24 protein-coding genes are annotated in these 26,970 nt (G+C 57.1%); 13 read left to right on the top strand and 11 right to left on the bottom strand.

Going from position 1 to position 26,970, the window contains the following annotated elements:
- Positions 1-19 precede the first annotated feature (19 nt).
- The 3 genes from O4G22_RS09325 to O4G22_RS09315 are packed head-to-tail and all read right to left on the bottom strand — an operon-like array spanning position 20 to position 3,542.
- A complete protein-coding gene (locus O4G22_RS09325; RefSeq protein WP_306701624.1) occupies positions 20-1,558 on the bottom strand; it encodes an SUMF1/EgtB/PvdO family nonheme iron enzyme in 1,539 nt (512 codons plus the stop codon).
- The gene (locus tag O4G22_RS09320) at positions 1,558-2,769 is read right to left on the bottom strand and encodes a tetratricopeptide repeat protein (RefSeq protein ID WP_094136253.1); all 1,212 of its coding nucleotides are present in this window, start codon (positions 2,767-2,769) and stop codon (positions 1,558-1,560) included. Before O4G22_RS09320 ends, O4G22_RS09325 begins: the two co-directional genes overlap by 1 nt.
- On the bottom strand, positions 2,766-3,542 hold the full coding sequence (locus tag O4G22_RS09315; RefSeq protein WP_300772237.1) for a hypothetical protein: 777 nt from the start codon (positions 3,540-3,542) through the stop codon (positions 2,766-2,768). The genes O4G22_RS09320 and O4G22_RS09315 overlap by 4 nt, the downstream gene beginning before the upstream one ends.
- On the opposite strand from O4G22_RS09315, the gene O4G22_RS09310 reads away from it, so the two are divergent.
- From O4G22_RS09310 to O4G22_RS09255, 12 genes are all read left to right on the top strand, one after another.
- On the top strand, positions 3,541-3,753 hold the full coding sequence (locus tag O4G22_RS09310) for a hypothetical protein (protein WP_143245588.1): 213 nt from the start codon (positions 3,541-3,543) through the stop codon (positions 3,751-3,753). The two genes, O4G22_RS09315 and O4G22_RS09310, sit on opposite strands and share 2 nt — an antisense overlap.
- A 120-nt stretch (positions 3,754-3,873) precedes the next feature.
- Positions 3,874-4,461, top strand: a complete 588-nt coding sequence (locus O4G22_RS09305; protein WP_290487850.1) for a hypothetical protein — start codon at positions 3,874-3,876, stop codon at positions 4,459-4,461.
- Entirely contained in the window at positions 4,458-4,790 is a 333-nt protein-coding gene (locus O4G22_RS09300) for a hypothetical protein (RefSeq protein ID WP_094136257.1), read from the top strand. Before O4G22_RS09305 ends, O4G22_RS09300 begins: the two co-directional genes overlap by 4 nt.
- A 45-nt stretch (positions 4,791-4,835) precedes the next feature.
- Complete coding sequence (gatC, locus tag O4G22_RS09295) at positions 4,836-5,129, top strand: Asp-tRNA(Asn)/Glu-tRNA(Gln) amidotransferase subunit GatC (RefSeq protein ID WP_012420815.1); 294 nt, start codon at positions 4,836-4,838, stop codon at positions 5,127-5,129.
- A gap of 48 nt (positions 5,130-5,177) precedes the next feature.
- Positions 5,178-6,590 (top strand): Asp-tRNA(Asn)/Glu-tRNA(Gln) amidotransferase subunit GatA, encoded by a 1,413-nt coding sequence (gatA, locus tag O4G22_RS09290; RefSeq protein ID WP_297546898.1) that lies wholly within the window; start codon positions 5,178-5,180, stop codon positions 6,588-6,590.
- A 54-nt stretch (positions 6,591-6,644) separates the two neighbouring features.
- Positions 6,645-7,628: an AAA family ATPase gene (locus tag O4G22_RS09285; RefSeq protein ID WP_094136259.1), complete on the top strand. Its 984-nt coding sequence runs from the start codon at positions 6,645-6,647 to the stop codon at positions 7,626-7,628.
- 98 nt (positions 7,629-7,726) lie between these two features.
- Positions 7,727-8,152: a DUF58 domain-containing protein gene (locus tag O4G22_RS09280; protein ID WP_306713873.1), complete on the top strand. Its 426-nt coding sequence runs from the start codon at positions 7,727-7,729 to the stop codon at positions 8,150-8,152.
- Positions 8,149-8,616 carry a hypothetical protein gene (locus tag O4G22_RS09275; protein ID WP_306713872.1) on the top strand — a complete coding sequence of 156 codons (468 nt, stop codon included), beginning with the start codon at positions 8,149-8,151 and terminating at the stop codon, positions 8,614-8,616. The genes O4G22_RS09280 and O4G22_RS09275 overlap by 4 nt, the downstream gene beginning before the upstream one ends.
- An 18-nt stretch (positions 8,617-8,634) precedes the next feature.
- Positions 8,635-9,249: a DUF4381 family protein gene (locus O4G22_RS09270; protein ID WP_094136261.1), complete on the top strand. Its 615-nt coding sequence runs from the start codon at positions 8,635-8,637 to the stop codon at positions 9,247-9,249.
- A 6-nt stretch (positions 9,250-9,255) separates the two neighbouring features.
- Positions 9,256-10,242, top strand: a complete 987-nt coding sequence (locus O4G22_RS09265; RefSeq protein WP_094136262.1) for a VWA domain-containing protein — start codon at positions 9,256-9,258, stop codon at positions 10,240-10,242.
- Positions 10,243-10,259: 17 nt separating this feature from the next.
- A complete protein-coding gene (locus tag O4G22_RS09260; protein WP_306713871.1) occupies positions 10,260-12,752 on the top strand; it encodes a vWA domain-containing protein in 2,493 nt (830 codons plus the stop codon).
- A 53-nt stretch (positions 12,753-12,805) separates the two neighbouring features.
- On the top strand, positions 12,806-15,220 hold the full coding sequence (locus tag O4G22_RS09255) for a tetratricopeptide repeat protein (RefSeq protein WP_306701622.1): 2,415 nt from the start codon (positions 12,806-12,808) through the stop codon (positions 15,218-15,220).
- Between the two features lie 382 nt (positions 15,221-15,602).
- Here the strand turns inward: O4G22_RS09255 and O4G22_RS09250 are convergent, their stop codons facing one another.
- The 6 genes from O4G22_RS09250 to O4G22_RS09225 all read right to left on the bottom strand — a co-directional run bounded on the left by O4G22_RS09250 (position 15,603) and on the right by O4G22_RS09225 (position 21,607).
- The gene (locus O4G22_RS09250; RefSeq protein ID WP_306701621.1) at positions 15,603-16,433 is read right to left on the bottom strand and encodes an aldo/keto reductase; all 831 of its coding nucleotides are present in this window, start codon (positions 16,431-16,433) and stop codon (positions 15,603-15,605) included.
- A gap of 407 nt (positions 16,434-16,840) precedes the next feature.
- Positions 16,841-18,418 (bottom strand): glycine--tRNA ligase, encoded by a 1,578-nt coding sequence (locus O4G22_RS09245; RefSeq protein ID WP_290487802.1) that lies wholly within the window; start codon positions 18,416-18,418, stop codon positions 16,841-16,843.
- Between the two features lie 83 nt (positions 18,419-18,501).
- Positions 18,502-19,164 carry a YdcF family protein gene (locus tag O4G22_RS09240; RefSeq protein WP_094136269.1) on the bottom strand — a complete coding sequence of 221 codons (663 nt, stop codon included), beginning with the start codon at positions 19,162-19,164 and terminating at the stop codon, positions 18,502-18,504.
- A 44-nt stretch (positions 19,165-19,208) separates the two neighbouring features.
- A complete protein-coding gene (locus O4G22_RS09235) occupies positions 19,209-19,988 on the bottom strand; it encodes a CPBP family glutamic-type intramembrane protease (RefSeq protein ID WP_295979299.1) in 780 nt (259 codons plus the stop codon).
- A gap of 13 nt (positions 19,989-20,001) precedes the next feature.
- On the bottom strand, positions 20,002-21,171 hold the full coding sequence (locus tag O4G22_RS09230) for an aminotransferase class I/II-fold pyridoxal phosphate-dependent enzyme (RefSeq protein WP_290487796.1): 1,170 nt from the start codon (positions 21,169-21,171) through the stop codon (positions 20,002-20,004).
- The gene (locus O4G22_RS09225; RefSeq protein WP_306713870.1) at positions 21,155-21,607 is read right to left on the bottom strand and encodes an Lrp/AsnC family transcriptional regulator; all 453 of its coding nucleotides are present in this window, start codon (positions 21,605-21,607) and stop codon (positions 21,155-21,157) included. Before O4G22_RS09225 ends, O4G22_RS09230 begins: the two co-directional genes overlap by 17 nt.
- A 380-nt stretch (positions 21,608-21,987) precedes the next feature.
- Between O4G22_RS09225 and O4G22_RS09220 the strand changes: the two genes are divergently transcribed.
- Positions 21,988-25,503, top strand: coding sequence for a DEAD/DEAH box helicase (locus O4G22_RS09220; protein WP_306701620.1), 3,516 nt, complete (start codon positions 21,988-21,990; stop codon positions 25,501-25,503).
- A gap of 134 nt (positions 25,504-25,637) precedes the next feature.
- On the opposite strand, the gene O4G22_RS09215 is transcribed toward O4G22_RS09220, so the two are convergent.
- On the bottom strand, positions 25,638-26,024 hold the full coding sequence (locus tag O4G22_RS09215; RefSeq protein ID WP_046435564.1) for an ApaG domain: 387 nt from the start codon (positions 26,022-26,024) through the stop codon (positions 25,638-25,640).
- A 15-nt stretch (positions 26,025-26,039) separates the two neighbouring features.
- A complete protein-coding gene (locus O4G22_RS09210) occupies positions 26,040-26,930 on the bottom strand; it encodes a hypothetical protein (RefSeq protein ID WP_146021556.1) in 891 nt (296 codons plus the stop codon).
- Positions 26,931-26,970 lie beyond the last annotated feature (40 nt).

Below are 26,970 nucleotides of genomic sequence, written 5' to 3'. Positions count from 1 at the left end.
AGTATTGTTATTAAACAAGTCAGCGGATATCCCGCACGATTCTGAACCCCAGGTTGTCCCGGCTTTCACCGCGGGAGCGCAGGTATTCCACCCGGTTGGAGATGCCGGGTTGCCTCCAGTCTCCGCCGCAGGCCACCGGCCCCGGAGGCTCCTTCACGCGCGCAGGATCCTTTTCCATGGAGGAAGTCCATTCCATCACGCCGGAAGCCATGCCGCATACGCCGGTCTTTAAATCGTAATCATTGCTGTATCTGTCAATCACCAGCGTCTTGTCACCCTTTTCACCCGTTTCCATCATCTTTCCCAGGGCCATCCATTCCCCACGCTCAGGCAGGCGGTAGCGCGGTTCTCCAGGGGCCACGGGCTTCCATTTCGCATACGCCCAGGCATCCCAGAAAGTAACGTTGACGACGGGAGAGCGGGGCGTTATTTTCCTGCCTTTCCATTTGCCTCCCGGCATGGAAGCCGCCTTCCACATAGCCTCCCAGTCCCGGGGAATATGGGAGGCAGTCCTCTTGTCCGGCTGGTCCGGATGGGAATATTCCTCCCTCAGCTCCGGAGTAAGGCGTACCCACTGTTCCAAAAACAGGCGGTAGGATTCCAGGGTAATTTCATGGGCCCCCACAATCAGTTCCCCGCCTCCGGGAAGAGTTACGCGGACTTCCGTATGATCGCTGGCGGAAAAATCGGGATAATGTTTAGGAGACGGAACATGGGGGCAGGATACGGGTTCCTTTTCCCGGGGGAACAACAGAAGAACGGCAGCCGCGGCTATTCCCGCGCCCAGCAGGCCCGTTCCGGACCAAAGCAGCCGTTTTCCGGCTTTTCCGCGGGATTCCGTGGGGACGGTATAGCGGTGGGTGGTCACCCGGGGGGAAAGCCCCAGCTGCTCACGGACCGCAGCAACCAGCTCCATAACCTGGTCCCATTGCATCGGCTTTCCGTTCTGCCCTTCCCTCATCCATTCCAGCAGGGTACGCAGCCGCGTGGTTCCGGGCACATCCGGCGTCACCAGAGGCGGCAGGTCAACGCCCAGGCGCTTCATCTGGGTTCGGGATATTTCTTCGTGAAAGTCACCGGGCACGGCCGTATTCATCAGCCGCACGGAGGACTTGTCATCCAGGAAAATGTGACGCGGCTCCATCATATTGAAAGCGGTCCGCAGGCGTTCATACCTGCCGCACATATTGCCAACCGTTTCAATCACTTTCAGCAAATCCTTCATGGACAGGGTCTGCCCGCGGTCCAGCAAGGCCTGGAGGGACGCGCCTCCCAGTTGTTCGCTGGTGACGAACCAGTACCCCTGGGCCTGGGACGCTTCATAGACGGTGCCCAGCACCGGAGCATTGATGACGGCGCGCGTGCGGGCCTTCATCAGGAAATCCTCCACGCCTACACCCTCCGGATTGCCCGGATCCAGCAGCTCCAGGAACACGGAACGGTCCATGCCCTGCTGGATGGCCTGATAAAGAATCCCACCGCGCGTGCGGCCAATGAATGCCACCAGCGTGTAGTCGCCAAAATTGTGGGGAAGGTCAAACATGGACAAATCAGGCATCAGGGAGGCAAAAGGGATTCATAAGAATCAGAAACCGGAGCCGCTTCTACAGGGGGAAGCAAGCCGCCGTCATAAATCTCGGGCAGTCCGGAAGGGGAACTCTGATTCATCTGTTCCAGTAAAAATAGCACGGGCGGGGAAGCATGGCAATCCATCGGTTCTCCCTTGTAATACAATTTAGCAGTATATCCGTAATACTTCAGGCTTCCATAAGCGATCGTCTCTTCTTCCGTCAAAGGGGGCATGTAGTAGGTTATTTCCATGATTTCCTCACCGTCCGCCCAATCCGCAGGTTCCGTAACGCATCGGGAAGAAGGTTCGGGCGCGTGCGTCTTTTCCACTTTCTTCCCATTCACTTTGTCAAAAAACTGGACAATGACGCGCAAATCCTCCGGCCTGACATTCAGGCCGTCCTTCATCAGAATAGGCACCATCAGCTTGACGCGCTCCCCGGCGGGGCATTCCGGATCCCGGTATTCCAGAATAGTGCCGAAGGACATATCCCCCCGCAAATCCGCCGGGCTGGAAAAGCCGGCCTGGAGGTGCCGCGCCGCACGCGCAAAATATTTTCCCGCCTTCTCCCGCTGGGTATATACTTTCAGAAAAAACTCCCGTGACTTATCCGCGTTCCTCAGCCATTCATAGGTGAGTCCGTAATAATAAAGCACCACCGGATTATCAGGTTCCAGCCTCATGGCCTGCTCCAGCTTCACGACCGCCACTTTAAGGTCTCCTTCAATCTGGGCGTACCGGGCCGCCTTGACAAGCTCCGCCACTTCCTCCGTCATGGGGGGCATCACATCATCCGGATTCTCGGCGGGAAGGGATGCCCCGCTGGAGGCGCCCCCCCCTCCCGCAACAGCCGCGGCAACCGGAACTGAATCGGCTGCCGGATCTGACAAATCGGCTTCCCGGAGCATTTCTTCCACGGAACGGGGCTTTTCAGAAGGGGATGCCGGAGCGTTCACCCTATGTGCCGTCTCCTCAGCCGCTCCATCCTCAATGGCTCCGCCCGGGCTCTCCGGTTTCTCCCGGGCCGGAACGGGGACAGGCTTTTCCACCACTTTTTCCACCACCATGGTACGGACAGACAGGCTGAAAGAAACGCCCACCATCAACAACAGGACAAACGCCAGCCCCCCCAGCGTCCAGCAGGCGACGCAAAACGCGCGGTCATTAGCGCCCTTTTCCGGTGGAAGAGACCCGCTCATACGGCACGTTCCTCGTCCTCTTTCCGGGCAGGCGACCCGCCGGCATCGGGAATCTCTTCATAATCCACTATTTCTCCTCTGTAGAGAGACAAAAGAGCCTTCATGAAATCTTCCGCGTTATGGGGAGAATCCTCCTTCCGGAAACCGCCGTAAGTCAGACCGTCCAGCCTGATTCGGGCGCCTCCGCATTCCGGCTTCAGCGTCGCTATGGCCAGCCCTTTCAGTTTCCATCTGCGCAAATCCAGACGGGCAATGTCATCCACGCGGAAAACCACCCCGGCGGCCGTCACCTCTTCCCCGTTCAGGGACATTTTCCTGCCGCGCGTTCTCACCAGGAAAAACAGAGCCACCATGGCAAGCGCCATGCAAATGCACCCGGCCACCCACTGCTCAAAAATTTTGGAGGCGTCATACGGATGGTCCACCGGCTTGATGGGATAGTGCTTTTCTCCGGAATAGGATTGCCAGGCAGCGCTCCAGCCCTTGCCGGGAGCGGACATCAGACTGTAATCCGCCAAAATGTCAGGCCACGGCATCGCGTTCCGGTCCACGTCGGAAGGAATCTCGTATCCCTCCGGAAATTTCACGGTGCGCGCCAGAACAATGCGCTCCCAGTCCTCTGCAGACGCCCCTTTTCCGCTCACCTCGCGGTCAAACACGGCTCCAGCGTCCACGAACGCCTTGTGCATGAAAAACTCCAGATTTTTTTGAGGGTATCCGGTGGACGCATCATAATAAAAATACACTCCGAACCCCAGAAACATGAGAGCCATGATAACCGCCCTGCCGGTAAACCACATGGTCGGCTTACATTCTACCGTGTCAGACTGCATGTTTCCTACATACCAGCAAATCCATGCCTTTGACCATAAAAAAAAGCTCGCCTCCTCCACCTTTGCGGGAACGGGGAACTTCCTGCCGGGAAAGCATCCGGAAAATCTTTCCCTGCCTTCTTCTTGGCTTGATTTATTTTGTGAAAGTTAAATAATAGCACGCGCAGGCGTTCCCCGCTCCGGCAAAAAGGAGTGGAAACGCTGCAATCCCTTACGCCGGCCTGCATTATTTTTTCCGCATATGAGACCAAGTCACCCTCAATACCGCCGCATGGACGCCGAACCCGGCTACAATTCCCAGGCAGACGATCAGATGGACGCCGATATGGAACAGGCCCAGCTAAGGCTGGAACAGCTGCGGAAGGAAAAGGAGGAAGTGGAAAACTCCCGCCGCCGCCTGGAAGAAAGCCACATGCGCAAAGCCAGGTTTATGGACCAGCAGAATGAGCTGGGCGACCGCATGGTCAACGCTACAGACCTCATCGGCCGGGAAGTGGAAAGCCTCCGCCAGGAAAGCAATGAACTGGAACAAATCCATATGGCGCTGACGCGCAGCCTGAAAATGCTCAGCACCGTGCGTCCGGACGAATGGCCTATTGAAAATACGGACAACCTGATCAGCCAGGGCCAGCAGGTCATTGACCGTTGCGAGGAGGAATTCGCGGATGCTGTCCAGCAGTGCGCGCGCATGCAGCATACCAAAGTGCTCACCGGGGTGCGCCGCTCCAGCAAAGTGCGCATCAGCTCCCGCGAATTCATGACCCAGTTCCTCCAGGGCCTTTCCTTTCATCTTCCCCTGCTCCTGATTGCCCTCATCATTCTCTTTTTCATCTGGATTTTCAGCCCTTCCGCATCATGATTAAAAGAAAAACCAAACGCCGTTCCTCAGAACTGGCAGAACTGGATCGCGCCTCACGGGAAATTGAGAGCCGCATCCAGGAATTGGAAGCCTCTCTCAAACGCCCGGCCCAGCAGACCCGCATGCGCCTGGACCGCAATACCATGCCGCCTCCCGACCGCGTTCGGGAAGGCAACCAAAACCGGGCTCTGCGTGCCGTAGTGGCCCGTGACGGACGCGCCACCAACATGAGGCGGGAACTGCGTGAAAACTTCATGCTGCTGGGCCTGCTGGTCTGCGCCATCGCCGCCTCCTTCTGCTGGATCGTCCGTCTGCTGGAGCAGCAGTAGGAGGACCCTGCCCCCTTCTTTTCCGCACCTTTCCTATATTATACCATGAGCACGCCCCAAATAGACGTAGCCTACATTGCCAAACTGGCGCGCATTGATCTGACAGAGGAAGAAACAGCCCTCTTCTCCAAGGATCTGGACAAAGTCCTGGCCTATATCACCAAGCTGGAATCCTACGATGTCACGGGCATCGCCCCCATGAACCATCCTCTCCCGGCAATGGATGTCATGCGCGAAGACATTCCTGAAACCGGCTTCACCCAGGAAGAAGCCCTCTCCAATGCCCCCCAGCAGTCCCAAGGACAGTTCCGCACACCCAAGGTGGTGGAATCCGCCTGACCTTCCCGTCTCTTTTCACGTTTCAACCGTCTTTACCTTTTCCCTCCCATGTCAAGAATTCAAGGCACCCTAGCCCAGTGGCGCGACCGTCTGCGCCGCAAGGAACTTTCCCCTGCCGAACTGGTCAACCTGACGGCGGACGCCATTGAGGCGGACCGGACAACCAACGCCTATATCTCCTTTGACCGCGAAGCAGCCCTCCGGGCCGCGGCTGGGGCGGATATTTCCAGCCCCCTGGCCGGTATCCCCATCGCCGTGAAGGACAACATCAATGTCCTGGGCCAGCCGACGCGCTGCGCCTCCCGCCTTCTTTCCCCTTATGTCTCTCCCTATGACGCCACTTCCATCCGCCTGCTGAAAGCAGCGGGCGGCATTCCGCTGGGCCGCACGAACATGGATGAATTCGCCATGGGGGCCAGCGGAGAAAACTCCGCTTACGGCATCACGCGCAACCCGAACGCCCCGGACCGCATCCCGGGCGGTTCCTCCAGCGGCTCCGCTGCCGCCGTCGCATCCGCTACCGCCATTGCCGCACTCGGTTCCGACACGGGCGGCTCCATCCGGCAGCCGGCCGGGCACTGCGGCATTGTGGGCCTCAAGCCCACCTACGGGCGCGTTTCCCGTTACGGGCTGGTGGCGTTCGCCTCTTCCCTAGACCAGATCGGCCCCATGACCCAAACAGTCGAAGACGCAGCCATCCTGCTCCAGGCCATCTCCGGACACGACCGGAAAGACTCCACATCCGCAAACTGCCCCGTGCCGGATTTTGAAGCCGCGCTGGGCCGCGACGTCAAAGGTCTGAAAGTGGGCATCCCTTCAGAATACTTTACCTCCGGCAACCATCCGGGCATTTCCGAGGCTGTGCAAAACACCGTGAAACAGCTGGAAAACCTGGGTGCGGAGCTGGTGGAAATCAATCTGCCCCACGCGGACGCCGTCGTCGCCGCCTACTATATCATCGCCTGCGCGGAAGCGTCTTCCAACCTCTCCCGGTTTGACGGCGTGCGCTACGGCAAGAGAGCGGAAGACGCCGCCGGACTGGTGGAACTCTTCTCACGCACCCGTGAAGAAGGATTCGGGCCGGAAGTCAAGCGCCGCATCATCCTGGGCACCTACGTGCTCAGCTCCGGTTACTATGACGCCTACTACTCCCGCGCTCAAAAAGTCCGCTCCCTGGTCGCCAGAGACTTTGCGGAAGCTTTTTCCAGGGCGGACATCATCGTAGGCCCTACCTCTCCCGCGCCCGCTCCCAAAATCGGAGATTCCGCGATGGACCACCTCCAGACCTATCTGGCGGACATCTACACAATCCCCGCCAACCTGGCCGGCCTCCCCGCCATGTCCATTCCCTGCGGAACCGTTAAGGAAAACGGCATGGAACTTCCCGTGGGCTTTCAGATAATGGCGCCCCATTTCCGGGAAGACCTCCTGTTGAAAACCGGATTTGCCCTTGGGAAATAATAGGATTTTTTCAACGTAAATGCCCGGCATACTGTCTCACCGCTATCAAGAATCATGGATACCCGAGAATTCAACGAAATTATCGCCGCGAACTCATCGTGGATTTCTGCTCTCAGAACGGAGGTCGGTAAAGTGGTCATCGGCCAGCAGGCGCTTGTGGACAGATTAATACTCAGTCTTCTTTGCAAGGGGCACGTTCTGCTGGAAGGCGTTCCCGGCCTTGCCAAGACGCTTTCCGTCAAAGCCATGGCGGGCACGCTGCATGCACAGTTTGCCCGCATCCAGTTCACTCCGGACCTTCTTCCGGCGGATTTGCTGGGCACCATGATCTATAATCCGGAAGAAAGGCAGTTCACAGCCAAAAAAGGCCCGGTCTTCGCCAATCTCATTCTGGCGGATGAAATCAACCGCGCCCCGGCCAAAGTGCAATCCGCCCTGCTGGAAGCCATGCAGGAACGCCAGGTGACCCTGGGCGAAACCACCTACCGCCTCCCGGATCCCTTCCTGGTGCTCGCTACACAAAACCCGATTGACCAGGAAGGCACCTACCAGCTCCCGGAAGCCCAGCTTGACCGTTTCCTCTTCAAGGTGCTGGTCACCTACCCAACGCGCGAAGAAGAACTTCAGGTTCTGGACCTCATGGCCAGCTCCGCCAAACCGCCGGAAACCTCCCCGGTCACCACGCCTGAGCAGGTGGCGGCCTCCCGCGATCTGGTAAACCAGATTTATATTGACGACGCTGTACGCGGCTACATCGTGGACCTGGTGCGCGCCACCCGTTTCCCGGAAACGGTGGACGTGAAGCTGCGCGGTCTCATCCGCGCAGGGGCGTCACCCCGCGCTACCATCAACCTGGCTCTGGCCTCCCGCGCCAATGCCTTCATGCACCATCGTTCCTTCGTCACTCCACAGGACATCAAAGACCTGGCCCACGATATCCTGCGCCACCGCATCCTGCTTTCCTATGAGGCAGAAGCGGAAAATATTTCCACGGACGACGTCATCGACCACATCCTGACGAAAGTTCCCGTGCCGTGACGGCAGGAGGCGCACGCTTCCGCATCCGCCTTGATCCTTCAGACCCCGAGGGGCGCCTTGCCGAAACCTGATTGAACCCAAACAGGGAGAATCATTTCATGGATAAAGCCTCAGACATTCTCAAGCGCGTACGCCGCATTGAATTGCGCGCCAGGCATCTGGCCACGGAAAACTTCGCCGGGCAATACCAGTCCGGCTTCCGCGGGCAGGGGCTGGACTTTGACGACTTCCGGGAATACATGCCGGGGGACGACCCCCGCTTCATTGACTGGAAAGTGACGGCCAGGATGAACTCCCCATTTGTCCGCCGTTTCCGGGAGGAACGGGAACAGGCCGTCATTCTGGCGGTGGACGTCAGCGGCTCCATGCATTACGCCTCTTCCGCGGCCCGCGTCTCCAAGCTGGACTATGCGGCGGAAGTAGCGGCAGTGCTCGCTTTCAGCGCTGCCCAAAGCGGGGATAAATGCGGTCTCCTTATCTACGGGAACAGCCGCTCCCATTACATCCCCCGGCCAAGGGAGTGAAGCAAACCCTGCGCATCGTCCGCGAAATCGTAGCGAGCAAAAACGATGGGGCCGACCAGAACATTTCCGATGTAGCCCGGCAGCTTGTCCTTTCCCAGAAAAAAGCGGCCATGGTCATCATGATCAGTGACTTCTGGGGCGAGACCAACAAAGCCGCCCTGGGGCAACTCAACTTCAAGCACGACTTCATCCCCATCCGCATCGCAGACCCGATGGAACTGCATTTGCCTGACGCCGGGCGCGTCATCCTGAAAGACCCGGAAACCGGAAAAAGCATGTTCCTGAACCTTTCCCGCCAGGATGTCCGGGAAGCCCACGCCAACGCCGTGCATCTGCACCGTGAAAAATGGACGCAGGATTTCCGCCGTCTGGGCATCGACTTCCTGGACTTTCAGACCACGGAAAACTTCATGCCTCCTCTCCGGGCCCTTTTTGCCAGAAGATCCCGTAAATTTTCACGCTAATCCTTCTCTCCGCCAGCCATGCCGACACCCGTCACCATCCAGCCCCCCCCTTCGGCCATTCCGGAACCGCCGGCGTTTCCCTCCCTGATGGAAACACAATCCCCGGACGCCTATTTTCAAGCGGGCTTTTGGGATGCGTGGGGCATCTGGGTCATATTGGCCTTCATCCTGCTGGCCGTCGCCATCGCCGTCATCGTGCTCATTCGCAGGAAAGGACGACTCCCCGCCGCGCCGCTCAGCCCGGCGGAAACCGCTATCCGGGACATCTCGGCGCTCCGGAACACGCATCCCTCCCTCAGGCAGGCCGCCGTGGAATTTTCCCTGATCCTCCGCAAATACCTGGTGGGAGAAACCAAAGACCCGGCGCTATATGAAACCCAGCAGGAATTCAACCGCCGGGCGGATGCGCTCACCGCGCTGCCTTCCGAACTACAGGCCCCCACGCGAGATTTGCTGGACCGCATGGCTTCTCTCAAATATGAACCGGACACCCCGGAAAATGATTCCATGGTCAACGAATTGGCGGATGCCACAGTCCAACTCATCAATGACATAGAGGCGGACGCCCACCGGACGAAGGAAGAAACGGACCTTGTCGTCAAAAAATCTTCATCCCGCCTCAACCAACGCTAGCATACCATGACGGAACACTTCCAATTTGCACAACCTGAATGGCTCTATGCCCTACCCCTCATCTTGTGCCTCATCATCCTCCGCCGCAGGCGCGGGGCGGAAGGCTCCATCACCTATCCTACCGTGCGTTTCATCGCTTCCCTGGCGCGCGCGCCGCAATCCCTGGCTGGGAAAATAGGCGCCCTTTGCTTCGTTCTGGCGGCTGCCGCCATCGCCATCGCCCTGGCGCGCCCCCAGCATGTGGAAGACAAAACCTTTCGGACAGTCAACGGCATCGACATCATGATCGCCTTTGACCTTTCCTACTCCATGGAAACGCCGGACATGGTTCTCAACCGCATGCCCATCAACCGGCTGGTAGCCGCCAAACATGTCATCACCCAATTCGTTGACAGCCGTCCGGACGACCGCATCGGCATCGTGGGATTCGCCGGGAAAACCAAATCCTTCTGTCCGCTCACGCTGGACCACGCTCTGGTCAACAGCATCATCAGGGATTTCCATCCGCGCATGATCCAGGCGGACGGCACGGCCATCGGCTCCGCCATTGCGGCGGCGGCCACCCGGCTGGACGACCGCAAGGACACCAAATCAAAAATCATCATCCTGGTGACGGACGGCGCCTCCAACTCCGGCCAGATATCCCCGCTGGTAGCGGCGGAAAACGCGGCCAAGCTGGGCATTAAAATTTATACCATCGCCGTGGGCACGGAAGAAGGGACCCTGGCGAACGGCATGGTGGTGCAAAGTGAATTTGACGAACCCACCCTGCGGAAAATAGCCCAGCTCACGGGCGGAGAACACTTCCGGGCCACCAACATGGCATCCTTCAATAAAGCGTTCACCTCCATCGGCAAGCTGGAGAAAAGCGAGGCCAAAGTGCAAACCGTCCGCCACATTGAAGAATACTTCATGTACTTCCTTGTAACGGGAGCCGCGCTGACGCTTCTGGGCCTCTCCCTGCAAGTGCTTAAACCGGCGCCCGCCCCGTAACACGATCTTCATCCGTCATGACTTTCCTTTATCCCAACGTTCTGTACGCGCTCATTCTCCCTGCCCTGCTCGCGGCGGCGGCCTGGTGGCTGTGGCGCCGCCGTTCCAGAAAATGGGAAGTGCTCGTCTCTCCGGAATACCGGCGGGAACTGGTTCACGCTCCGGCCACCTGGCACCGGGTGCTCCCCGTCATCTTTGCCGTGCTGGCATCCATCTTCGCCATCCTCTCCATGGCGCGTCCGGTGGACGGCTACACGGAGGTAAAGGAAATTCCCAAATCGCGCAACATCCTCATTGCGATTGACTGCTCCCGCTCCATGCTCAGCAAGGATGCCTCCCCGACCCGCCTGGGAAGAGCGAAAACCGCCGCCTACGACCTGCTGGACGCCCTGCCGGGGGACAACTTCGGCATCATCATCTTCTCCGGGGACGCCGTCCTGCTCATGCCCCTTACCCATGACCATAACGCATTAAAAGAAACCATTGAACAACTTCAATTCGGCTGGGTTTCCCAAGGGGGCACCAACCTGGAAAACGTCGTGCGCCTGGCCCTTCAAACTTTCAAGCGGGACAAGGAAGCGGACGCCAAAAACGCCCTCGTCATCCTCAGCGACGGAGAAGACACCGTCAACATCACCTATAAGACGGCGGAAGCCGCACGGCAGCACCAGCTTATCATCGTGACGGCGGGCATCGGCACAACCATCGGCACCACTATCCCGGATGAACAATCCCCCTCCGGCCTGTACCGGGACCGTCGCGGCCAGCACGTCGTCTCCAAGCTCAATCCGGAAAGCCTGCAATACCTGGCCAGGCAAACGGAAGGCCAGTATGTCCAACTCTCCGACGGAGCGGCGCTGAACCGCTTCGTCAAGGACATCGCGGACCGGCTGGACGCCACGGAAGGCAGGGAAGAAGTGCGCCGCGTGCCGAATGACCGCTACATCATCTTTGCCGTTCCGGCCCTCATCTGCCTGATCCTCACCCTTTTGGCGGGAACACGCTGGCGCTCCTTCCGCCGTTCCGGGCGCCGCGGTATGACGGCTCTGACTGTTGCGGCATTGTTCTGCGCCGGACTGCTGGGACCGGAAGCGCGGGCGGACATGCACGCCCTGGACAATGTTACGGATTTGATCCGCACGGGAAAAACGGAAGAAGCCGTCAAGTCCATTGATGAAATGCTCGCTGTTCCCGACCTGGCGGAAGAAACACGCCAGGCCCTGGAATTCGCCAAAGGATGCCTGGCACAAAAAGCTGATAACCCCAAGGAAGCCGCGGAGGCTTTCTCCCAGGCGCTTCTTTCTCCCCAACCCGCGCTCCAGGCGGATTCCCACTTCAACCTTGGCAACCTGGAAGCCGCCCAGGCCCGCAAAACCATGACCTTCTCCAGGCCGGAAGGGGAACAGCAGCAGGCCCAGTCCTCTTCCATTGACGACCAGATTAAGGAAATTGATGCCCGGCTGGCAAAAATACCCGTTGCGAAAAAACATGTTAAGGAAGCCGTCAAGCGCTTTGACGACGCGCTCTCCGCCTATGGTTCCCATGAAGGAGCAGCATCCAACAAAGAGGAAATGCTCCGTTATGATCAATCCCTGGACGAATACCGCCGGCAACTGGAAGAGTTAAAGAAGAAATTGGAAGAAGAAAAGAAAAAACAACAGGACCAGAACAAGGACCAGAACAAGGACCAGAACAAGGACCAGAACAAGGACCAGAACAAGGACCAGAACAAGGACCAGAACAAGGACCAGAACAAGGACCAGAACAAGGACCAGAACAAGGACCAGAACAAGGACCAGAACAAGGACCAGAACAAGGACCAGAACAAGGACCAGAACAAGGACCAGAACAAGGACCAGAACAAGGACCAGAACAAGGACCAGAACAAGGACCAGAACAAGGACCAGAACAAGGACCAGAACAAGGACCAGAACAAGGACCAGAACAAGGACCAGAACAAGGACCAGAACAAGGACCAGAACAAGGACCAGAACAAGGACCAGAACAAGGACCAGAACAAGGACCAGAACAAGGACCAGAACAAGGACCAGAACAAGGACCAGAACAAGGACCAGAACAAGGACCAGAACAAGGACCAGAACAAGGACCAAGACAAGGACCAAGACAAGGACCAAGACAAGGACCAAGACAAGGACCAAGACAAGGACCAAGACAAGGACCAAGACAAGGACCAAGACAAGGACCAAGACAAGGACCAAGACAAGGATAACGCCGAAACCAAGGAAGGCAAGAAGGACGAGAATGAAATGAAAAACGCCCGTCTTCCCTCCTCCCCGGAAAAAGACAGGCTTCCTGAAACGCCCGGCATGGAAAAACCGCAGCCCCAGCCGGAAGGGGACAAGCCCGTTCCGGTAGCCGCGCAACAGGAAAGCAGGGAGGAAAAAGAACGCCGGGAGGCAAGAGCCATCCTGATGGAACGCAGGGACATTGAACCCGGCTGCCCCGTTCCCCAGCGTTCGCCGGAAATTCCTCCGGATAAGGATTATTAACCCGTTCCTCCCGCATCCGCGATGCCACCCCTTTAACCATATCCCGCAATACAATGAAAAAACTGCTCGCCATTCTTTCGCTTTTCTTCTGCATGACTGTCACGCTGATGGCTCAGCAGGTGGTTACCACCTGGCTGTCCGACGCCGTTGTGCCGGGAGAACAAACCCGTCTTTTCATCATCCTGACGGACGGCAGCATCGCCCGCCAGGATCCGCTTCCCCGTGTAAAGGGCGCTAGCCTGCGCTGGGTCAGCCAGGGCAACTACATCCGCTGGCCGGGGGCCCCCAACCAATCCGCCTTCCTGATGGCCATTGAAGTGACGCCGGACGAAGTGGGCACCGTGGAAATCCCTTCCCTGACCCTGCAGGCCAACAATGGCCGCACCTATACCACGCTTCCCCAGACGCTGGCTGTCTACCCGTACAGCGCCATCAAATGGAATACGCTGAATCTGAACGGCACAGCAGTTCCGTATGGCATGCTTTGGCATGTGGATAACCAGAAGCCCTATGTCCACCAGCCGGACCGCTGCGAACTGAAAATTTATGCTCCGGAATACATTCTGGAATACACGGCGCCCGCCATTACCACCTCCAACCTGGCTACCTGGCGCTTTGAACCCACGCTGGTGGAACTGCTCCGCGGCCAGCCTCGCGGCTCCGTACTTTATAAAGGCGTCAACTGGAATGTCATGACCTTCCAGAGCACCCTGTTCCCGCTGCGCGCCGGGGAAGTAACGGCATCCGGCGCTGTCACGGCCCGCGCCGCCCTGCCGGAGGCGGATCCTCTCATCGCCAACTTCATCCGTTCGGAAGTGCTGGTGGAAATGGCTATTCCAGAAGTAAAAATCACGGCCCAGGAACTTCCACAGGGAGCTCCCGCTTCCTTCACCAATGCCGTAGGGAATTTCCGCATCTCCTCCACCACGGATGCGCGGGATCTCAGCGCCAATGAACCCATTACCGTGAAAATCAGGGTAACAGGAACAGGCAACATCCACAGCATCGCCTGCCCGGCCCTCACGGACGCCTCCAACTGGAAGCTCTACCCTCCCAACAAGCTGGACCCGGGCCAGAATACGCGCTCCATCCAGGGAACCGTGGAATTTCAGCAAATGATGCGCCCGGTCGCCCAGACGGATGCCATCCCACCCTTTGAACTCACTTTTTTTGACCCCAGCACGCAGCAGTACAAAACCGTAACGACTGCCCCCATTCCCCTGGAATGGAAGGCCTCGGTCATCACAGGAACGGCGGCCGGAGGCGCCGCTCCCGCCACGCCCCCCCCGGCTGGCGCCATTCCGGTAGCGGAAATGACGGATATTTACGGAATCATGCCCGCCGCCGTTATGAACGCCCTTACCGCTCCGGCTCACTGGGGATGGTATTTCCTGGCCTACATCCCCGCCGTCGTCCTGCTGGGAATGGCTCTGATCCGCTACATCCGGAAAATCCGGAAGGAAAGCTTCACGGCCAGGGAACGCATGAGAGCCTTCCGCAGGCTCGCCTCCGCTCCGCGCCAGGCAAGCTCCACGGAATTCCTGCGCTCCGCCGGCAACTTTATTGAATCCTATATTCCTCCTTCCAAGCAGAATGAACAAATGAAAGATATCCTTCAACTCCGGGACGACAAGGCATTCAAGCCTTCGGAATCCTCGGACGAACTGCCGCACGCGGAACGCCAGCGCATGCTCCAGGCTATTAAAAAAGCCATCGCCAAGCTTCCCGTTCTCATGGTGGCCGCCGTATTGGCCCTGTCTCTGGCCGGAACAGCCGGAAACGCGTCGGAAACGGAAAACCTGGGCGTAAAAGCCTATGAACAGGGAGAATACGCCAAAGCCATCGACTACTTCAGCAAGGAAAGCGGCAATACGGAGCTTTCCAGGTCAGAACGAGCCTACGCCTGCTTCGGCATCGGCAATTCCTATTACCGCATGAACAAGCCCGGGCTGGCTGCCCTCAATTACCGCCGCGCCCTGGAACTCTCCCCATACTTCACGGAAGCTGAATACAACCTGCAATTCATCGAACGCAAGGAGGGAGCCATCCTGCCCGCCAATACCACGGAAAACCAGTGGCTCACTTACATCAGCCATGATACGCTCGGCCCCATCGCCATCCTGTCCGGGGCCGTCATGCTTACCTTCCTGGCCCTGCTGACCGTTACCCGCAAACACGGGGCGCTGCTGACCATTCTGGCCACCCTGAGCGGACTGGTCACCGTAGCGGCTGTCATGAACTACATCATGTACCCGGAAACCCCGGAATCCATTCCGGCGAACCGGTTGCTGGTCGTTACCCAAAAAACGCCCGGCAGACATGCGGCGGACATGAACAGCCCGGCGCTCATCACCCTGCCGGAATCCACCCCGCTCATCCTGCGCGCGGAACGCGGCTCCTGGTACTACGCCAGCACCTTCCAGAATACGCCTGTCTGGATACCCAGGACGGCCGCGCAGCCGCTGTAACGCTTTTGATCTTCCCGCCCCTTTTCTGGAGCCGCCTCTCCGGGAATGCCGTATTCCCCCGGAAGGGCGGCTTTCTCACAGCCGCATTCAGCCTTCTTTCCTGCTGAAGAAGCTGGAACGGGAAAACAGCACATTCTTCTTTTCAAATAAAAATATCCGGTCCCCCTTCCGGATATGCGTCAGCGGATTCCCCGGCCTTACGAACGGCAAAGCCAATGCCTCCCTCATATCGTACCCACAAGGATCATCAAGGCATGCGTATATGGAAATTATCCGCAGACACCCTTTCATCCCGGTACAGATGAAGGGCTTAAAACCATTCTGATGCGTCAGGAAAATCCGCGCGTCCCGTTTCACTCCGACTGTCGGACGGCGTCACGGTTTACCAGGAATCCAGATGCACCTTGCTGACCGGGGGCGGAAAAGCCTCATCCAGCAAATCCACATCTTCCGCAGTCAGCTCAATGGACAAGCTCCGGTAATTCTCCTGCACATGCGTGACGGAGCCGGCCTTGGGGATCGCAATCATTCCGGGGCGGCGCAGAATCCAGGCCAGGGCAATCTGCACCGGGGTGGCCTCATGCTTCTGCGCAATTCCCATCAGCACCGGATTGCGGGAAAGCCGCCCTTCATCCGCAGGCGAATAGGCCATCACGGGAAGGTGACGCTCCCGGCACCACGGCAGCAAATCGTACTCCACGCCGCGATGGGCCAGATTATAAAGAATCTGGTTGGCGGCGCAGGAGGCTCCCCCCGGGACGGCATAAAACCGCTCCATTTCCGGAACGTCCATATTGCTCACGCCCCAGGCCTTTATCTTACCCTCCTGCTGCAGCTCAACCATGGAGGCAACCGTATCTTCAATGGGATGGGGACCGCCCCAGTGAAGCAGAAACAAATCCACATAGTCCGTCTTCAGCCTGTTCAGGCTCCGTTCGCAGGCCGCTTTGGTTCCAGTCCTGCTGGCGTTGCCGGGCAGCACCTTGGTAACCAGGAACACACGGTCACGCAATCCGCGGATTGCCGCTCCCACCATTTCCTCGTTGCCATACATCTCTGCCGTATCCACTACGCTCATGCCCAGCTCAATGCCGACGCGCAAAGCATCTATCTCATCGGTTTCCCTCAACGCTGATTTTCCCATTTTCCAGGTTCCCTGTCCCAGGGCGCAAACCTTCCGATGGTCCGGAAAAATTACTGAATGTTCCATCATTAATATCTTCTTTCTACCTGATTGCATCATTCCATGCCGTATAAACCTTTGACAGCAGATGAGAAAAAAAGCTCAAAAATCAGGACGTTTTTTCCGAACCGCCTCGTCCGTCATCTTCCTTTTCTGCTGGCAGGCCGTCAATAACTCTCATTAAAATTTCATTCAATATGCTTTTCGCGAACGTGTAAAAAGCACCCATTTCCCGCCGGGCATACCCGCATCAAAAAATGCGCCAGCCTCCTGTCATACTGATTCCGGAACAATGGGCCTTCTTCCGGAAAAATCACTTTCGATATTGGCCATCCAAGCCCCCTTTCTCCGCTGCTATTTGGGAAATAAAAAGCCGTCCCGCTGTAAACGGGACGGCTCTGAAGGCATTTTCCGGCCTCAAACCGCTGAAAAAAACATTAACGCACGCGGGCAATCAGCCAATGCAGCAGGTCGTTAATTGCAACACGTTCCTGTTTCATGGAGTCGCGGTGGCGAATGGTCACCGTCCCCTTGAGAGAAGCATCGTTTTCTCCGAGCGTTTCAAAATCCACCGTAATGCAGAAAGGAGTACCCACTTCATCCTGGCGGCGGTAACGGCGGCCGACGGCTCCCGTTTCATCATAAAAGACGGACATCCACGGCTGAAGCGTCTTTTCAATTTCCCGGGCAATACGCACCTGTTCCCCGTTTTTCTTAAGCAGAGGGAAGATGGCCGCCTTGATCGGGGCCATGCGGGGCACGAAGCGGAGCACCGTGCGGACATCTTTTTTACCTTTGTCGTCCACCAGTTCCTCTTCATCGTAAGCTTCGCAGATGATGGCCAGAATGGTGCGGTCACAACCGGCCGAAGGCTCCACCACATGGGGAATGAATTTCTCCCGCGTCTCTTCATCAAAGTATTCCAGCGGACGGCCGGAACCTTTCTGATGGCAGCTCAGGTCATAATCCGTCCGGTAGGCGATGCCTTCCAGTTCCTGGATGCCGAAGGGGAATTCATACTCCAGGTCATAGGTTTTCTTGGAGTAGAACGCGCGTTCGCCGTCCGGCACATCCAAAATATGAATGTGTTCGCGCGGGACCCCCACCTCGTCATAGAAGCAGAGGCGGTGTTCCAGCCATTCATCCACCAGGCGCAGCCCGTCTTCCGGCCGGCAGAAATATTCAATTTCCATTTGTTCGAATTCGCGGGAACGGAAAGTGAAGTTTCTCGGGTTGATTTCGTTGCGGAAAGATTTGCCGATCTGGGCGATCCCGAAAGGCAGTTTGACGCGGGAGCTGTCCAGAATGTTTTTATACTGGCAGAAAATGGACTGGGCCGTTTCCGGGCGCAGCCAGCCCGTAGCGTTGGGATCGTTTTCATCAGAGGTAGCTCCAATGGTTGTCTTGAACATGAGATTGAACTCACGGGCTTCCGTCAGCAGGGAACCGTTGGCAGGGTTGTACATGGTGGAATCCGTTACGGTTTCCATGCACTCGCCCTTCAGTTCCATGTCCTTGTAAGAGACATCCTTGCCGGCCAGCTGGGCATAGTATTGAGCCGCGGTCTTACGGGCCTTGTCCGCCTGTTTTTCAGATTCCACCAGAACGGAGTACTTCTTTTCAATATTCCAGGAACCGTCTTTTTTGGCGGCTCCGGTATAGAAAAACCCCATGCCGCTCTGGGCCGGAACCTGGTCCGCACGCAGACGCTCCTTGGTCAACAGGCAATCGCACATCGGGTCGGAAAATCCGCCCACATGACCGGAAGCCACCAGTACGGAGTTATGCGTCAGGATAGAACCGTCCATGCCGACCACATCCTCGCGTTCCTGCACATTTTTACGCCACCAGTATTCCTTCAGATTGCGCTTGAGTTCCACCCCCATGGGACCATAGTCCCAGCAACCGTTCAGACCGCCGTAAATTTCAGCTGACTGGAAGATGAATCCCCTCCTTTTACAGAGGCTCACGATTTTTTCCATTCGGGCGGGGTCTGTGTTGGTTCTGTCTGCCATGATGAGTTATATAATTGGGTTGGCTATGCGGGTTGTATTGATGCCCGCAATCAGCGTTCAGTGAAAGCAAAAAGCGTGTCTTCTCAAGAATTCCAGGGGAGGGGAACCCCCTTGAGCAGCTGGGAGCCATAACCCGCTTCCACCAGCGTGCGGAATGCCGCCATCGCCTCCGGAGTCACAGGCTGTTCCGTGGAAAATCCCTGTTTAGGATATTCCAGTATCCTTTGAAAGTCCCCCACCATGGCGGAGACTACCAGCTCCTGCGGCAGTTCCCCGGTCAGGTATTCCCTGAACGTGAAGGGAGGGGAGCTGACCGCCACCCGCGCTTCCGGCCACTGGGCCTGGAGCGTAGCCAGCGTTCGCCGTTCCATATAGGGCTTTTGCAGGGCAATGAGGCTGGATGGTTCCGGAATGCCGGCTTTTTCCAGGACAGCGCGGGAAAAGCGGACATTTTCTCCCGTGTTGGTGGATTTGTTTTCAATGAGGATGCAATCCCCCGGCACGCCCTTCTTCATGGCCGCCTCTGCGAAAAGTTCCGCTTCCGGTACAGCCCATTCCCCCGTAAAACGCCCCATCCCGCCGGAAAAGAGCAACAGGGGAGCCAGCTTCCGGGCATAAAGTTCCGCCGCATATTCCGCCACCCTTATGTCATTGCTGCCAAGAATGAAAATGAGTTCCGCCGGATGCAGCACCTGCTTCACGTGATGGTAGTCCCACAAAATTTCTATGGCTTCCTCTGGAGTCATCGGCTTTTATGTACTCAAGAAATTCCTCCCTGTAAACGCCGGATTCACCATAATCCGTATTTGCCCCATGCCAGAGCGGCCCAGCCCAGCAGCGCATTCGCCGCCGCATGCATCACGATCACGGCGCACAGATTTTTCCGCCAGACGGCAAGCAGATATGCCAGGGAACCGTAAACGAACGCGCCGCAGTAGTCCACGGGCTGGTGCACCGCCATGAAACAGAGGGTAGTCACCCAGTATGCCTTCCAGCTATGAGCGCCGAATGGCACCTTCCAAGGATGGTCCGGATTCACCATCAAACGCATCAGATAGCCGCGCCAGAAAAGTTCCTCCACCAGAGCCACCACAACCACGGCACGGAAGAAACGCAGCACCAGGGCCGCCAGCCAGCTCCAGGAATCCGTAAGGAAGACGATGCCCGGATCAAACCCCTCCGGACGCGCGTCAATTCCCAGCAGATACCGGTACCAGGGCCAGGAGGGATGACCAAACCAGGCGTCCGCGCCTCCGGGCAGGCGGTCCGCTATCATGGTCGGGGCCAGCCAGCACAGGATACCCAGCACGCCGAACAGAATTCCCCAGGCAGCGGGCTTCCACCGCCAATCCCAATCAATGGCTTTTTTCCACCGGAAAACCAGGGCAAAACAAACGATCGCCTGAACGGGGTACAGCCATTGTTCCGGCGCCCTTCTCCACCAGGGTGCAGCCGGGTGGTCCCATTCCAGAAACGGGGCGCCAAACTGCCATACCAGGGTAAAGCCCATGAATACTGCAAACGGCGCCACATACGCCTTTGTTTTCAGCGCCTCCGTCACGGAGTTCATGAATACTGCCGGGTCAGGAAAGAGTTTTCACAAAATGCTCCATGCGGTTGCAGGCCTCCTTGATCTGGTCAAAGGCGGTCGCATAACAACAGCGCAGGAAGCCTTCTCCGCTCGCGCCGAAGGCGGTCCCCGGCACGGCGGCCACCTGCTTCTCCATCAGCAGCCGGGTGGCAAACTCCTTGCTGGTCAAGCCAAATTTGGAAATGTCCGGGAAGACATAGAACGCACCGCCAGGCAGGTGGCAGTCCATGCCGATCTCATTAAGGCGCTTCACCAGATAATCCCGGCGCTGTCGGTAGCTTTCCCGCATTTTCAACATGGCGGATGTCCCGTTTTCCAACGCTTCAATGGCCGCCTCCTGGGAAGTAATGGGGGCGCAGAGCATGGAATACTGATGAATTTTCATCATGGCGGAAATGAGCGGCTCCGGACCGCAGGCATAACCCAGGCGGAACCCCGTCATGGCGAATGCCTTGGAGAAGCCGTGCAGCAGAAGCGTGCGTTCCTTCATCCCCGGCAGAGAAGCTATGGAAACATGCGGCTTGCCGTCATAACGCAGTTCGCTGTAAATTTCATCCGTCAGCACCATGAGATCGTGCTTGATGCAGATGCGGGCAATTTCCTGAAGGGTTTCCACCGGGGCCACCGCTCCGGTAGGATTAGTCGGGAAGTTGAGCATCAGCACTTTGGTCCGCGGAGTAATGGCCGCTTCCAACACCTCCGGGTTAAGGGCGAAAAGATCCCTCTTGCTCGTAGGAACGGCGGTAGCCACGCCGTAGGCCATATTGACGCTGGGAGCATAGGAAACATAACAGGGTTCGTGGTAAAGAACCTCGTCCCCCGGATTCAGAATGGCACGGAGAGCGAGATCTATGGCCTCGCTTACGCCTACGGTCACCAGCACTTCCCGCAGGGGATCGTAGTTGACGTGGAAAAATCCGTCCACGTATTTGACGATGGAACGGCGCAGGGATTCCAACCCGTAATTGGATGTATAGGAGGTATGACCCTTTTCCAGGGAGTAAATAGCCGCTTCCCGTATGTTCCACGGCGTCACGAAGTCCGGCTCCCCTACGCCCAGGGAAATAATATCCGTCCGCCCCGTAACCAGGTCAAAGAATTCCCGGATGCCGGAACGGGGTATGGAGCTTACCTGCTCCGCTATTTTATTCTGCCAGTTCATAATGATTCCTTTCGTAACGGCAGAGGATTACGGAGCGACGGCCAGGCGTTCGGTCTGCACGGGATCTTCGAACACACAACCGTTTTTTCTTGTAGGTTTTCAGATGAAAGTGTGTGGAAGTGGACAACACCCCTTCCTGCGTAGAAAGTTTTTCCGCCACAAACCGGGCAATCTCCCGCATGCTTTTTCCTTCCACCAGCACCAGCAGGTCAAAACCTCCGCTTGCCAGATAACAGGAGGACACTTCGTCAAACCGTGAGATGCGCATCGCCAGGCGGTCAAAACCGCCGTCGCGTTCAGGCGTCATTTTCACTTCAATGAAAGCAGCCACCTTGCTGTCGTGTTCATATTCCTCATTCACTACAGCCTGGTATCCGAGGATAACGCCTTCCTGCTCCCACTGCTCCCGCTGGGCCCGCACGGCTTCTTCAGTCATGTCAAGACGTTCGGCCAATTCGCCATCGCTCAAGCGGGCTTGAGTCGCCAGTAACTGTAGAAGTGATGCAGAGGACATAAAATTTCAGGCATAAAAGACGCTTTTACGACGTACCTGTCAAGAATCATGTTACGCAAGACTGACATCTTTTCTTTCCAAGATGATAAAATATGTTCGTTTTCTTCCAAAATCGACCTTCTTCACATAAACATAACAATTTGTCATCCAATAATAAACACTTCACCACAAACAACCTCCGGAATTATTTTCAGAGAATAGTTGCTCTAATCCGCTTTTTGTGCCATAGTAAAGTGCATAGACCTGTGGCGTCCCCTGACTGGGTACGCTTGTTTCCAATTTTTATATGACAGTTTGATATTATGAGCATGGCACTTAACCCGGACAGGGCTACTCTGAACTTTCTCAATGCCTTTCCGGAAGAAATCCGGCTGCGGGGAGAGAAACTTCAGAAAGATGGCGCAGTCACGCAAATTTTCGGCAATCATTTATATATTCAGGGCCGCGTGGAAGACGCATACGGCGTGCACCGCGTAAATCTGCGCCTTCAGGGCAACAGGTGGTTCGGAGCATGCTCCACGGAAGACGAGGACCTCGCCGGAGCGGCCATGTATGCCGCCATGCTGGAGCGCATGTACCGCGGCCAGGATCTTCCGGAGTCCCCGAACGAACTGAATGATGTTCCCCTTCTGGATATTCTGGAAGAGAAACTGGGCCGCGAACTGGACGACAAGGAAGCGGACTACGTCAGCAAACTGGAGAAGCGCTACCGCCGTTTCGCCATTGAACAGGAGATTCACGACCATGATATGGTGCGCCTGAATCCCCGATGGGAAATCGTCAGCTATGACCCGCTGGAGTTGTGGCCCGTGCCTCCCACGAACATCCTCGAATTCTGGAATTACATTGCTTACGCTTTCAACAAGAAACGCCTGCCCTATCCGGAATTCATGGACTCCATTACGGATCTGGAAAAGGTACAGCGCAAGATTCATGAGTGGGAGCGCTCCCGTGAAGTCGGCACCTGGTACGACCGCATCCAATCCGTGAATGAACGCCCCCCGCAGCAACCCCGCGGAGAACTGTTCATGAGGCTTGTTTCCACTATTAACGAGGGGCATTTCGAATACCGCCATTCCCTGAAGCAGGACTGGATTCCCGTCCGGGAAAAACAGGATCTGGAACATCTGGAAAATCTGCATGAACGGGCCGCCGTACGCATGGACGCCCAGACGGAAATCCTGCTCGTCTCCCTGTCCGACTACGCCCGTGCGGAAGACGCCCTGACGCTGGACCTGGACCAGGAAGCCGCATGCGCCCTGATGAACAAACTTTTCCACCAGCCCGCCCTGAAAGGCTACCTGGTGAACCTTGATGAAAACTATTTCAAAGTGGTGGACGAACCGCTCAAATGGATTTGCCAGGACGATCCCATTGAACCGGACTGCTACGCTCTTCAGCTCGCTACGTCCACCGGCATCAACGTCTCCCACTCCGTCCGGCAGCTTCCGGGCCAGCAGGAACTGTACCAGTCTGACGAAACCGTTTTCCCCGGCCCTCCCCGCTGGCTGGAAAGCACGGAAGTGGAACCCCGCTACTCCATTCCCAAGCAGGTCATCGACAGCCTTGAAGGGGTGGAATTCCTCCGCAAAATAGGCGCTTCCCTGCCCCCCAGCATGGAAGACCGCGTGGTGGACATTGACCTGCGCGGCACCTTTGACATGAAAATCGTCCGCGGCCTCACCTCCGCGGAAACGGAACACGTGCTCTGCGAAGTAAGCGCCAGGGACGCTTCCGGCTACCGCACGGAAAAACTCGGCAAGGACGGCTGGGACGTATCCCATCAGGAGCCCATGAAGAACAAAGTTCTGCTGCGTTTCATCCGGGAGCACCTTTATCCCATTCCCGGCCTGCTGGAAGAAATGGGCTTTTCCTACGATCCCCAGGTGGGCGCGTTCAAGGCCCGCGTCACCCGCCAGTTCCCCGAAAAATTCGCGGAATGGGCCAAGCAGCTTCCGGAAGAGCTGACCGTCAATATGGACGACAAGCTCAAGACGCTGCTGGCGGATCCGGTGGCCGCCGCCGTGCGGTTTGAAGTAGTCAACCAGGAAATCGACTGGTTTGACCTGCGCATCGTCATTGATGTGGAAGGCGTCCAGCTCTCCAAGGAACAAATCCGCGCCCTGGTCGCCGCCAGAGGCGGTTACGTCCGCATGGACGACGGAGGATGGATGCGCCTGGAAATTAAGCTGGACAACGACCAGCGCGACGCCGTTACCCGCCTGGGCCTGGATCCCTTCGATCTTTCCGGAGAAACCCACCGCATGCATGCCATGCAGCTGGCGGACCCGAAAGCCGCGGAAGTATTCGACCCGAAGGCATGGAAACGCATCAAAGACCGTACCGCGGAAATCCAGATCGACGTCAAGCCGGACGTTCCCTCCCAGCTCCAGGCCACCCTGCGCCCGTATCAGGTGGAAGGGTTCCACTTCCTGGCTTACCTTGCCACGAACGGGTTCGGCGGCATTCTGGCGGACGACATGGGCCTGGGTAAAACAATCCAGTCCATCACTTACGTCCTCTGGCTGCGTGAAGAATTCGCCCGCAAAAACAAATCCAAGAAAAAAGCCGTCATTCCTCCGGTTCTTATCGTTTGCCCCAAATCCGTGCTGGACGTCTGGGCGGGAGAAACGGAAAAATTTGCGCCAGGCGTGCGCGTCCTCGTCATCCGCAGCAAGGACCAGGCCAATCTGGAAGACATCAAGAAGAACTACGACATGGTCGTGGTCAACTACGCCCAGCTCCGCGTCTGCGGGGAAACCCTGAACCAGATCAAATGGCTTACGGTCATTCTGGACGAAGGCCAGCAGATCAAAAACCCGGATTCCAAGGCAGCCAAGGCGGCGCGGGAAATCGTTTCCTACAACCGTCTCGTTCTTTCCGGCACCCCCATTGAAAACCGCCTGCTGGACATGTGGTCCCTCATGGCCTTCTCCATGCCCGGCGTCCTCGGTTCCCGCTCCTACTTCAAGAAGCGCTTTGACAAGCGCAAGGACCCGCAAAGCCAGAACCGCCTGGCCGCGCGCCTGAAACCCTTCCTGCTGCGCCGCACCAAATCCCAGGTGGCAAAAGACCTGCCTCCCAGGACGGAAGAAGAAGTATACGCCAAAATGGAAGGCATCCAGAGCCAGTTGTACAAGGCGGAACTCCGCCGCATTCAGCAGGCCCTGCTCGGCCTGGATTCGGATGAATCCGTCAAAAAGAACAGCTTCGCCATTTTGCAGGGCCTGATGCGCCTGCGCCAGATCTGTTGCCACCCCGGCCTGGTGGATCCCAAATACGCCAAGGAAGACAGCGCCAAAATGACGGCCCTCTTCTATCTGCTGGACCAGCTCCGGGAAGAAGGACACAAGGTGCTCGTCTTCTCCCAGTTCGTCTCCATGCTGGAAATCATCAAGAACAGGCTGGAAGCGGAAAACAGGCCGCTTAACTACCTCACCGGCCAGACCAAGGACCGCCGCGGAGAAATTGAAAAATTCCAGACGACCAAGGATCCCTCCGTCTTCCTGCTTTCCCTGAAAGCCGGCGGCGCCGGCCTCAACCTTACTTCCGCCTCCTATGTCGTCCTGTATGACCCGTGGTGGAACCCGGCCGTAGAAAGCCAGGCCATCGACCGTACGCACCGCATCGGCCAGAAAAACAAGGTGATTGCCTACCGCCTCCTGACGAAGGATTCCGTGGAAGAAAAAATCCGCATTCTCCAGCATCAGAAGAACCAGCTCGTCGCCAACGTGCTGGGAGATGAAGGCTTTACCTCCAGCCTGGGCATTGACGACCTGAACTTCATCCTCAACCACGGGGATGATGAAGAAGGTTAACCTGGAAAAGCAATGATTGAAGGGAAAAATGATTAAGGAATAATTCTATGGACTTATAGCTTTTATCCTCAGGTTCTTCCCCTATCCCTTATCCGGAAAAAAGCCCTGCATAAATATTTGCAGGGCTTTTTATTTCACCATTTAAGGCTGACGGGATCCGTATGATAGAGGATTCCCGCCTCGTCCCGGACAAGAAGGGTCAGCTGGATGCGCGCCGGCAGCCGCAGCATCTGAAGGCCGTTGAACGCAAAAATCTGCCCCTGGCACAACAGGGGTCGTGAACCGAACAGTTCGTCCCCTTCAATTATCTGCGTTCCGTCTCCATGTGAACGGACGGTCCACTTTTTGCCGATGATACGCACGGCGCCGTCCCCCGTATTGAAGATGCTTACGTTGTAAGGCACGGGAACGCGGCCATCATCCCGGACCATCCGTTTCAGTTTTTCATCCCGCAGGTACAGGCCGCGCGGAGTAAGACGCACTTCCAGACTGGTTAAAAGGGGAAGAACCATATGCGGCATGCCTCTGGAGAGGAATTATGATTCCACAGGGGCCAGAGCCGCCTTGATCAACTCCAGCGTCGTTTTGCGGATGGCTTCCACGCCCGCCTTGGCGGGCCTGGCGTCCGGAGCCAGCGTCATCTGCTCCTGCAAAATCGTCAGAAGGTTCATGATTTTGGCGATGTCGCGGCGTTCTTTCATTTCCGGCTCTACCCCGTCCAGAATATAGTGAAAATATTCCGGGACATCCGGCTGGAAGATGACCTTCGCCTTGTCCTCCGCAAATTTGTTATCCAGAGCCGCGGTAGCGGCATCCAGGGCGCGTATCCACCCCCCCAGGCCGATCAGGTTCGCCATATCGGAATCCCGCAGGGAGGCAAGCTCCTGCTCCACATCGGATTGAATAAGGGCCAGGTTGTTTTTGAAACTGCTCAAATCCCCGTCTTCCGCATTTTTCAGCAGGCTGGCGGCGTGGCGGTTCACCCTTTCTCCGGCTCCAATGGCCTTTGCATAGCTGGAAAGATCCAGGGCAATGGGTTTCACCTCGTTCATCTTGCCGCACTGCACGATTACGAAGCCGTCCGCCATCATGCCGCCCAGCTGAAGAGCCAGGGAACAGCGGTCCATGGGAGGCCGCTCCGGACGTGCGCGCAGGGCCACCTTTTCCGGTATTTCAGGGAGCCCCTCCAAATCTTCAAAAATCTTGCGGATGGACGGCGCGGTAAATTCGTTGATGCCCAGCTCCTCATTCATGTGGGAGTCGTCCAGCAGGCGTTCCGGAACGGTCGGCTGGTCCTGCTTGCCGGACGGTGGCGTTTGCGCATCCAGTACTGCCGCCTCCTTCTCCGGGGCCTCTTCTTTTGGAGCGGAAAACGCCATTCCCCCCGTGACGGATACAGCTGCGGCCAGCAGATACAATCTCTTCATAACAACACTCGAAAAGGTTAAGCAAAACGGAATATGTCTT

This window comes from Akkermansia muciniphila (genome assembly GCF_030848305.1).
GTDB classification, from domain to species: Bacteria; Verrucomicrobiota; Verrucomicrobiia; order Verrucomicrobiales; family Akkermansiaceae; genus Akkermansia; species Akkermansia muciniphila_A.
Note: the sequence above shows the minus strand (reverse complement) of the source record. Positions and strands in the feature narration are given on the sequence as shown.

What these genes read in the sequence shown, in the direction of transcription:
- O4G22_RS09305 (WP_290487850.1), top strand. Translation starts at nt 3,874, where the DNA reads ATGGACGCCGAACCCGGCTACAATTCCCAGGCAGACGATCAGATGGAC.
- O4G22_RS09265 (WP_094136262.1), top strand. Translation starts at nt 9,256, where the DNA reads ATGACGGAACACTTCCAATTTGCACAACCTGAATGGCTCTATGCCCTA.
- O4G22_RS09260 (WP_306713871.1), top strand. Translation starts at nt 10,260, where the DNA reads ATGACTTTCCTTTATCCCAACGTTCTGTACGCGCTCATTCTCCCTGCC.
- O4G22_RS09240 (WP_094136269.1), bottom strand. Translation starts at nt 19,164, where the DNA reads ATGACTCCAGAGGAAGCCATAGAAATTTTGTGGGACTACCATCACGTG.
- O4G22_RS09255 (WP_306701622.1), top strand. Translation starts at nt 12,806, where the DNA reads ATGAAAAAACTGCTCGCCATTCTTTCGCTTTTCTTCTGCATGACTGTC.
- O4G22_RS09315 (WP_300772237.1), bottom strand. Translation starts at nt 3,542, where the DNA reads ATGGCTCTCATGTTTCTGGGGTTCGGAGTGTATTTTTATTATGATGCG.
- O4G22_RS09225 (WP_306713870.1), bottom strand. Translation starts at nt 21,607, where the DNA reads ATGACTGAAGAAGCCGTGCGGGCCCAGCGGGAGCAGTGGGAGCAGGAA.
- O4G22_RS09285 (WP_094136259.1), top strand. Translation starts at nt 6,645, where the DNA reads ATGGATACCCGAGAATTCAACGAAATTATCGCCGCGAACTCATCGTGG.
- gatC (WP_012420815.1), top strand. Translation starts at nt 4,836, where the DNA reads ATGAGCACGCCCCAAATAGACGTAGCCTACATTGCCAAACTGGCGCGC.
- O4G22_RS09270 (WP_094136261.1), top strand. Translation starts at nt 8,635, where the DNA reads ATGCCGACACCCGTCACCATCCAGCCCCCCCCTTCGGCCATTCCGGAA.
- O4G22_RS09280 (WP_306713873.1), top strand. Translation starts at nt 7,727, where the DNA reads ATGGATAAAGCCTCAGACATTCTCAAGCGCGTACGCCGCATTGAATTG.
- O4G22_RS09235 (WP_295979299.1), bottom strand. Translation starts at nt 19,988, where the DNA reads ATGAACTCCGTGACGGAGGCGCTGAAAACAAAGGCGTATGTGGCGCCG.
- O4G22_RS09300 (WP_094136257.1), top strand. Translation starts at nt 4,458, where the DNA reads ATGATTAAAAGAAAAACCAAACGCCGTTCCTCAGAACTGGCAGAACTG.
- O4G22_RS09215 (WP_046435564.1), bottom strand. Translation starts at nt 26,024, where the DNA reads ATGCCGCATATGGTTCTTCCCCTTTTAACCAGTCTGGAAGTGCGTCTT.
- O4G22_RS09320 (WP_094136253.1), bottom strand. Translation starts at nt 2,769, where the DNA reads ATGAGCGGGTCTCTTCCACCGGAAAAGGGCGCTAATGACCGCGCGTTT.
- O4G22_RS09325 (WP_306701624.1), bottom strand. Translation starts at nt 1,558, where the DNA reads ATGCCTGATTTGTCCATGTTTGACCTTCCCCACAATTTTGGCGACTAC.
- O4G22_RS09245 (WP_290487802.1), bottom strand. Translation starts at nt 18,418, where the DNA reads ATGGCAGACAGAACCAACACAGACCCCGCCCGAATGGAAAAAATCGTG.
- gatA (WP_297546898.1), top strand. Translation starts at nt 5,178, where the DNA reads ATGTCAAGAATTCAAGGCACCCTAGCCCAGTGGCGCGACCGTCTGCGC.
- O4G22_RS09230 (WP_290487796.1), bottom strand. Translation starts at nt 21,171, where the DNA reads ATGAACTGGCAGAATAAAATAGCGGAGCAGGTAAGCTCCATACCCCGT.
- O4G22_RS09210 (WP_146021556.1), bottom strand. Translation starts at nt 26,930, where the DNA reads ATGAAGAGATTGTATCTGCTGGCCGCAGCTGTATCCGTCACGGGGGGA.
- O4G22_RS09250 (WP_306701621.1), bottom strand. Translation starts at nt 16,433, where the DNA reads ATGATGGAACATTCAGTAATTTTTCCGGACCATCGGAAGGTTTGCGCC.
- O4G22_RS09310 (WP_143245588.1), top strand. Translation starts at nt 3,541, where the DNA reads ATGATAACCGCCCTGCCGGTAAACCACATGGTCGGCTTACATTCTACC.
- O4G22_RS09220 (WP_306701620.1), top strand. Translation starts at nt 21,988, where the DNA reads ATGAGCATGGCACTTAACCCGGACAGGGCTACTCTGAACTTTCTCAAT.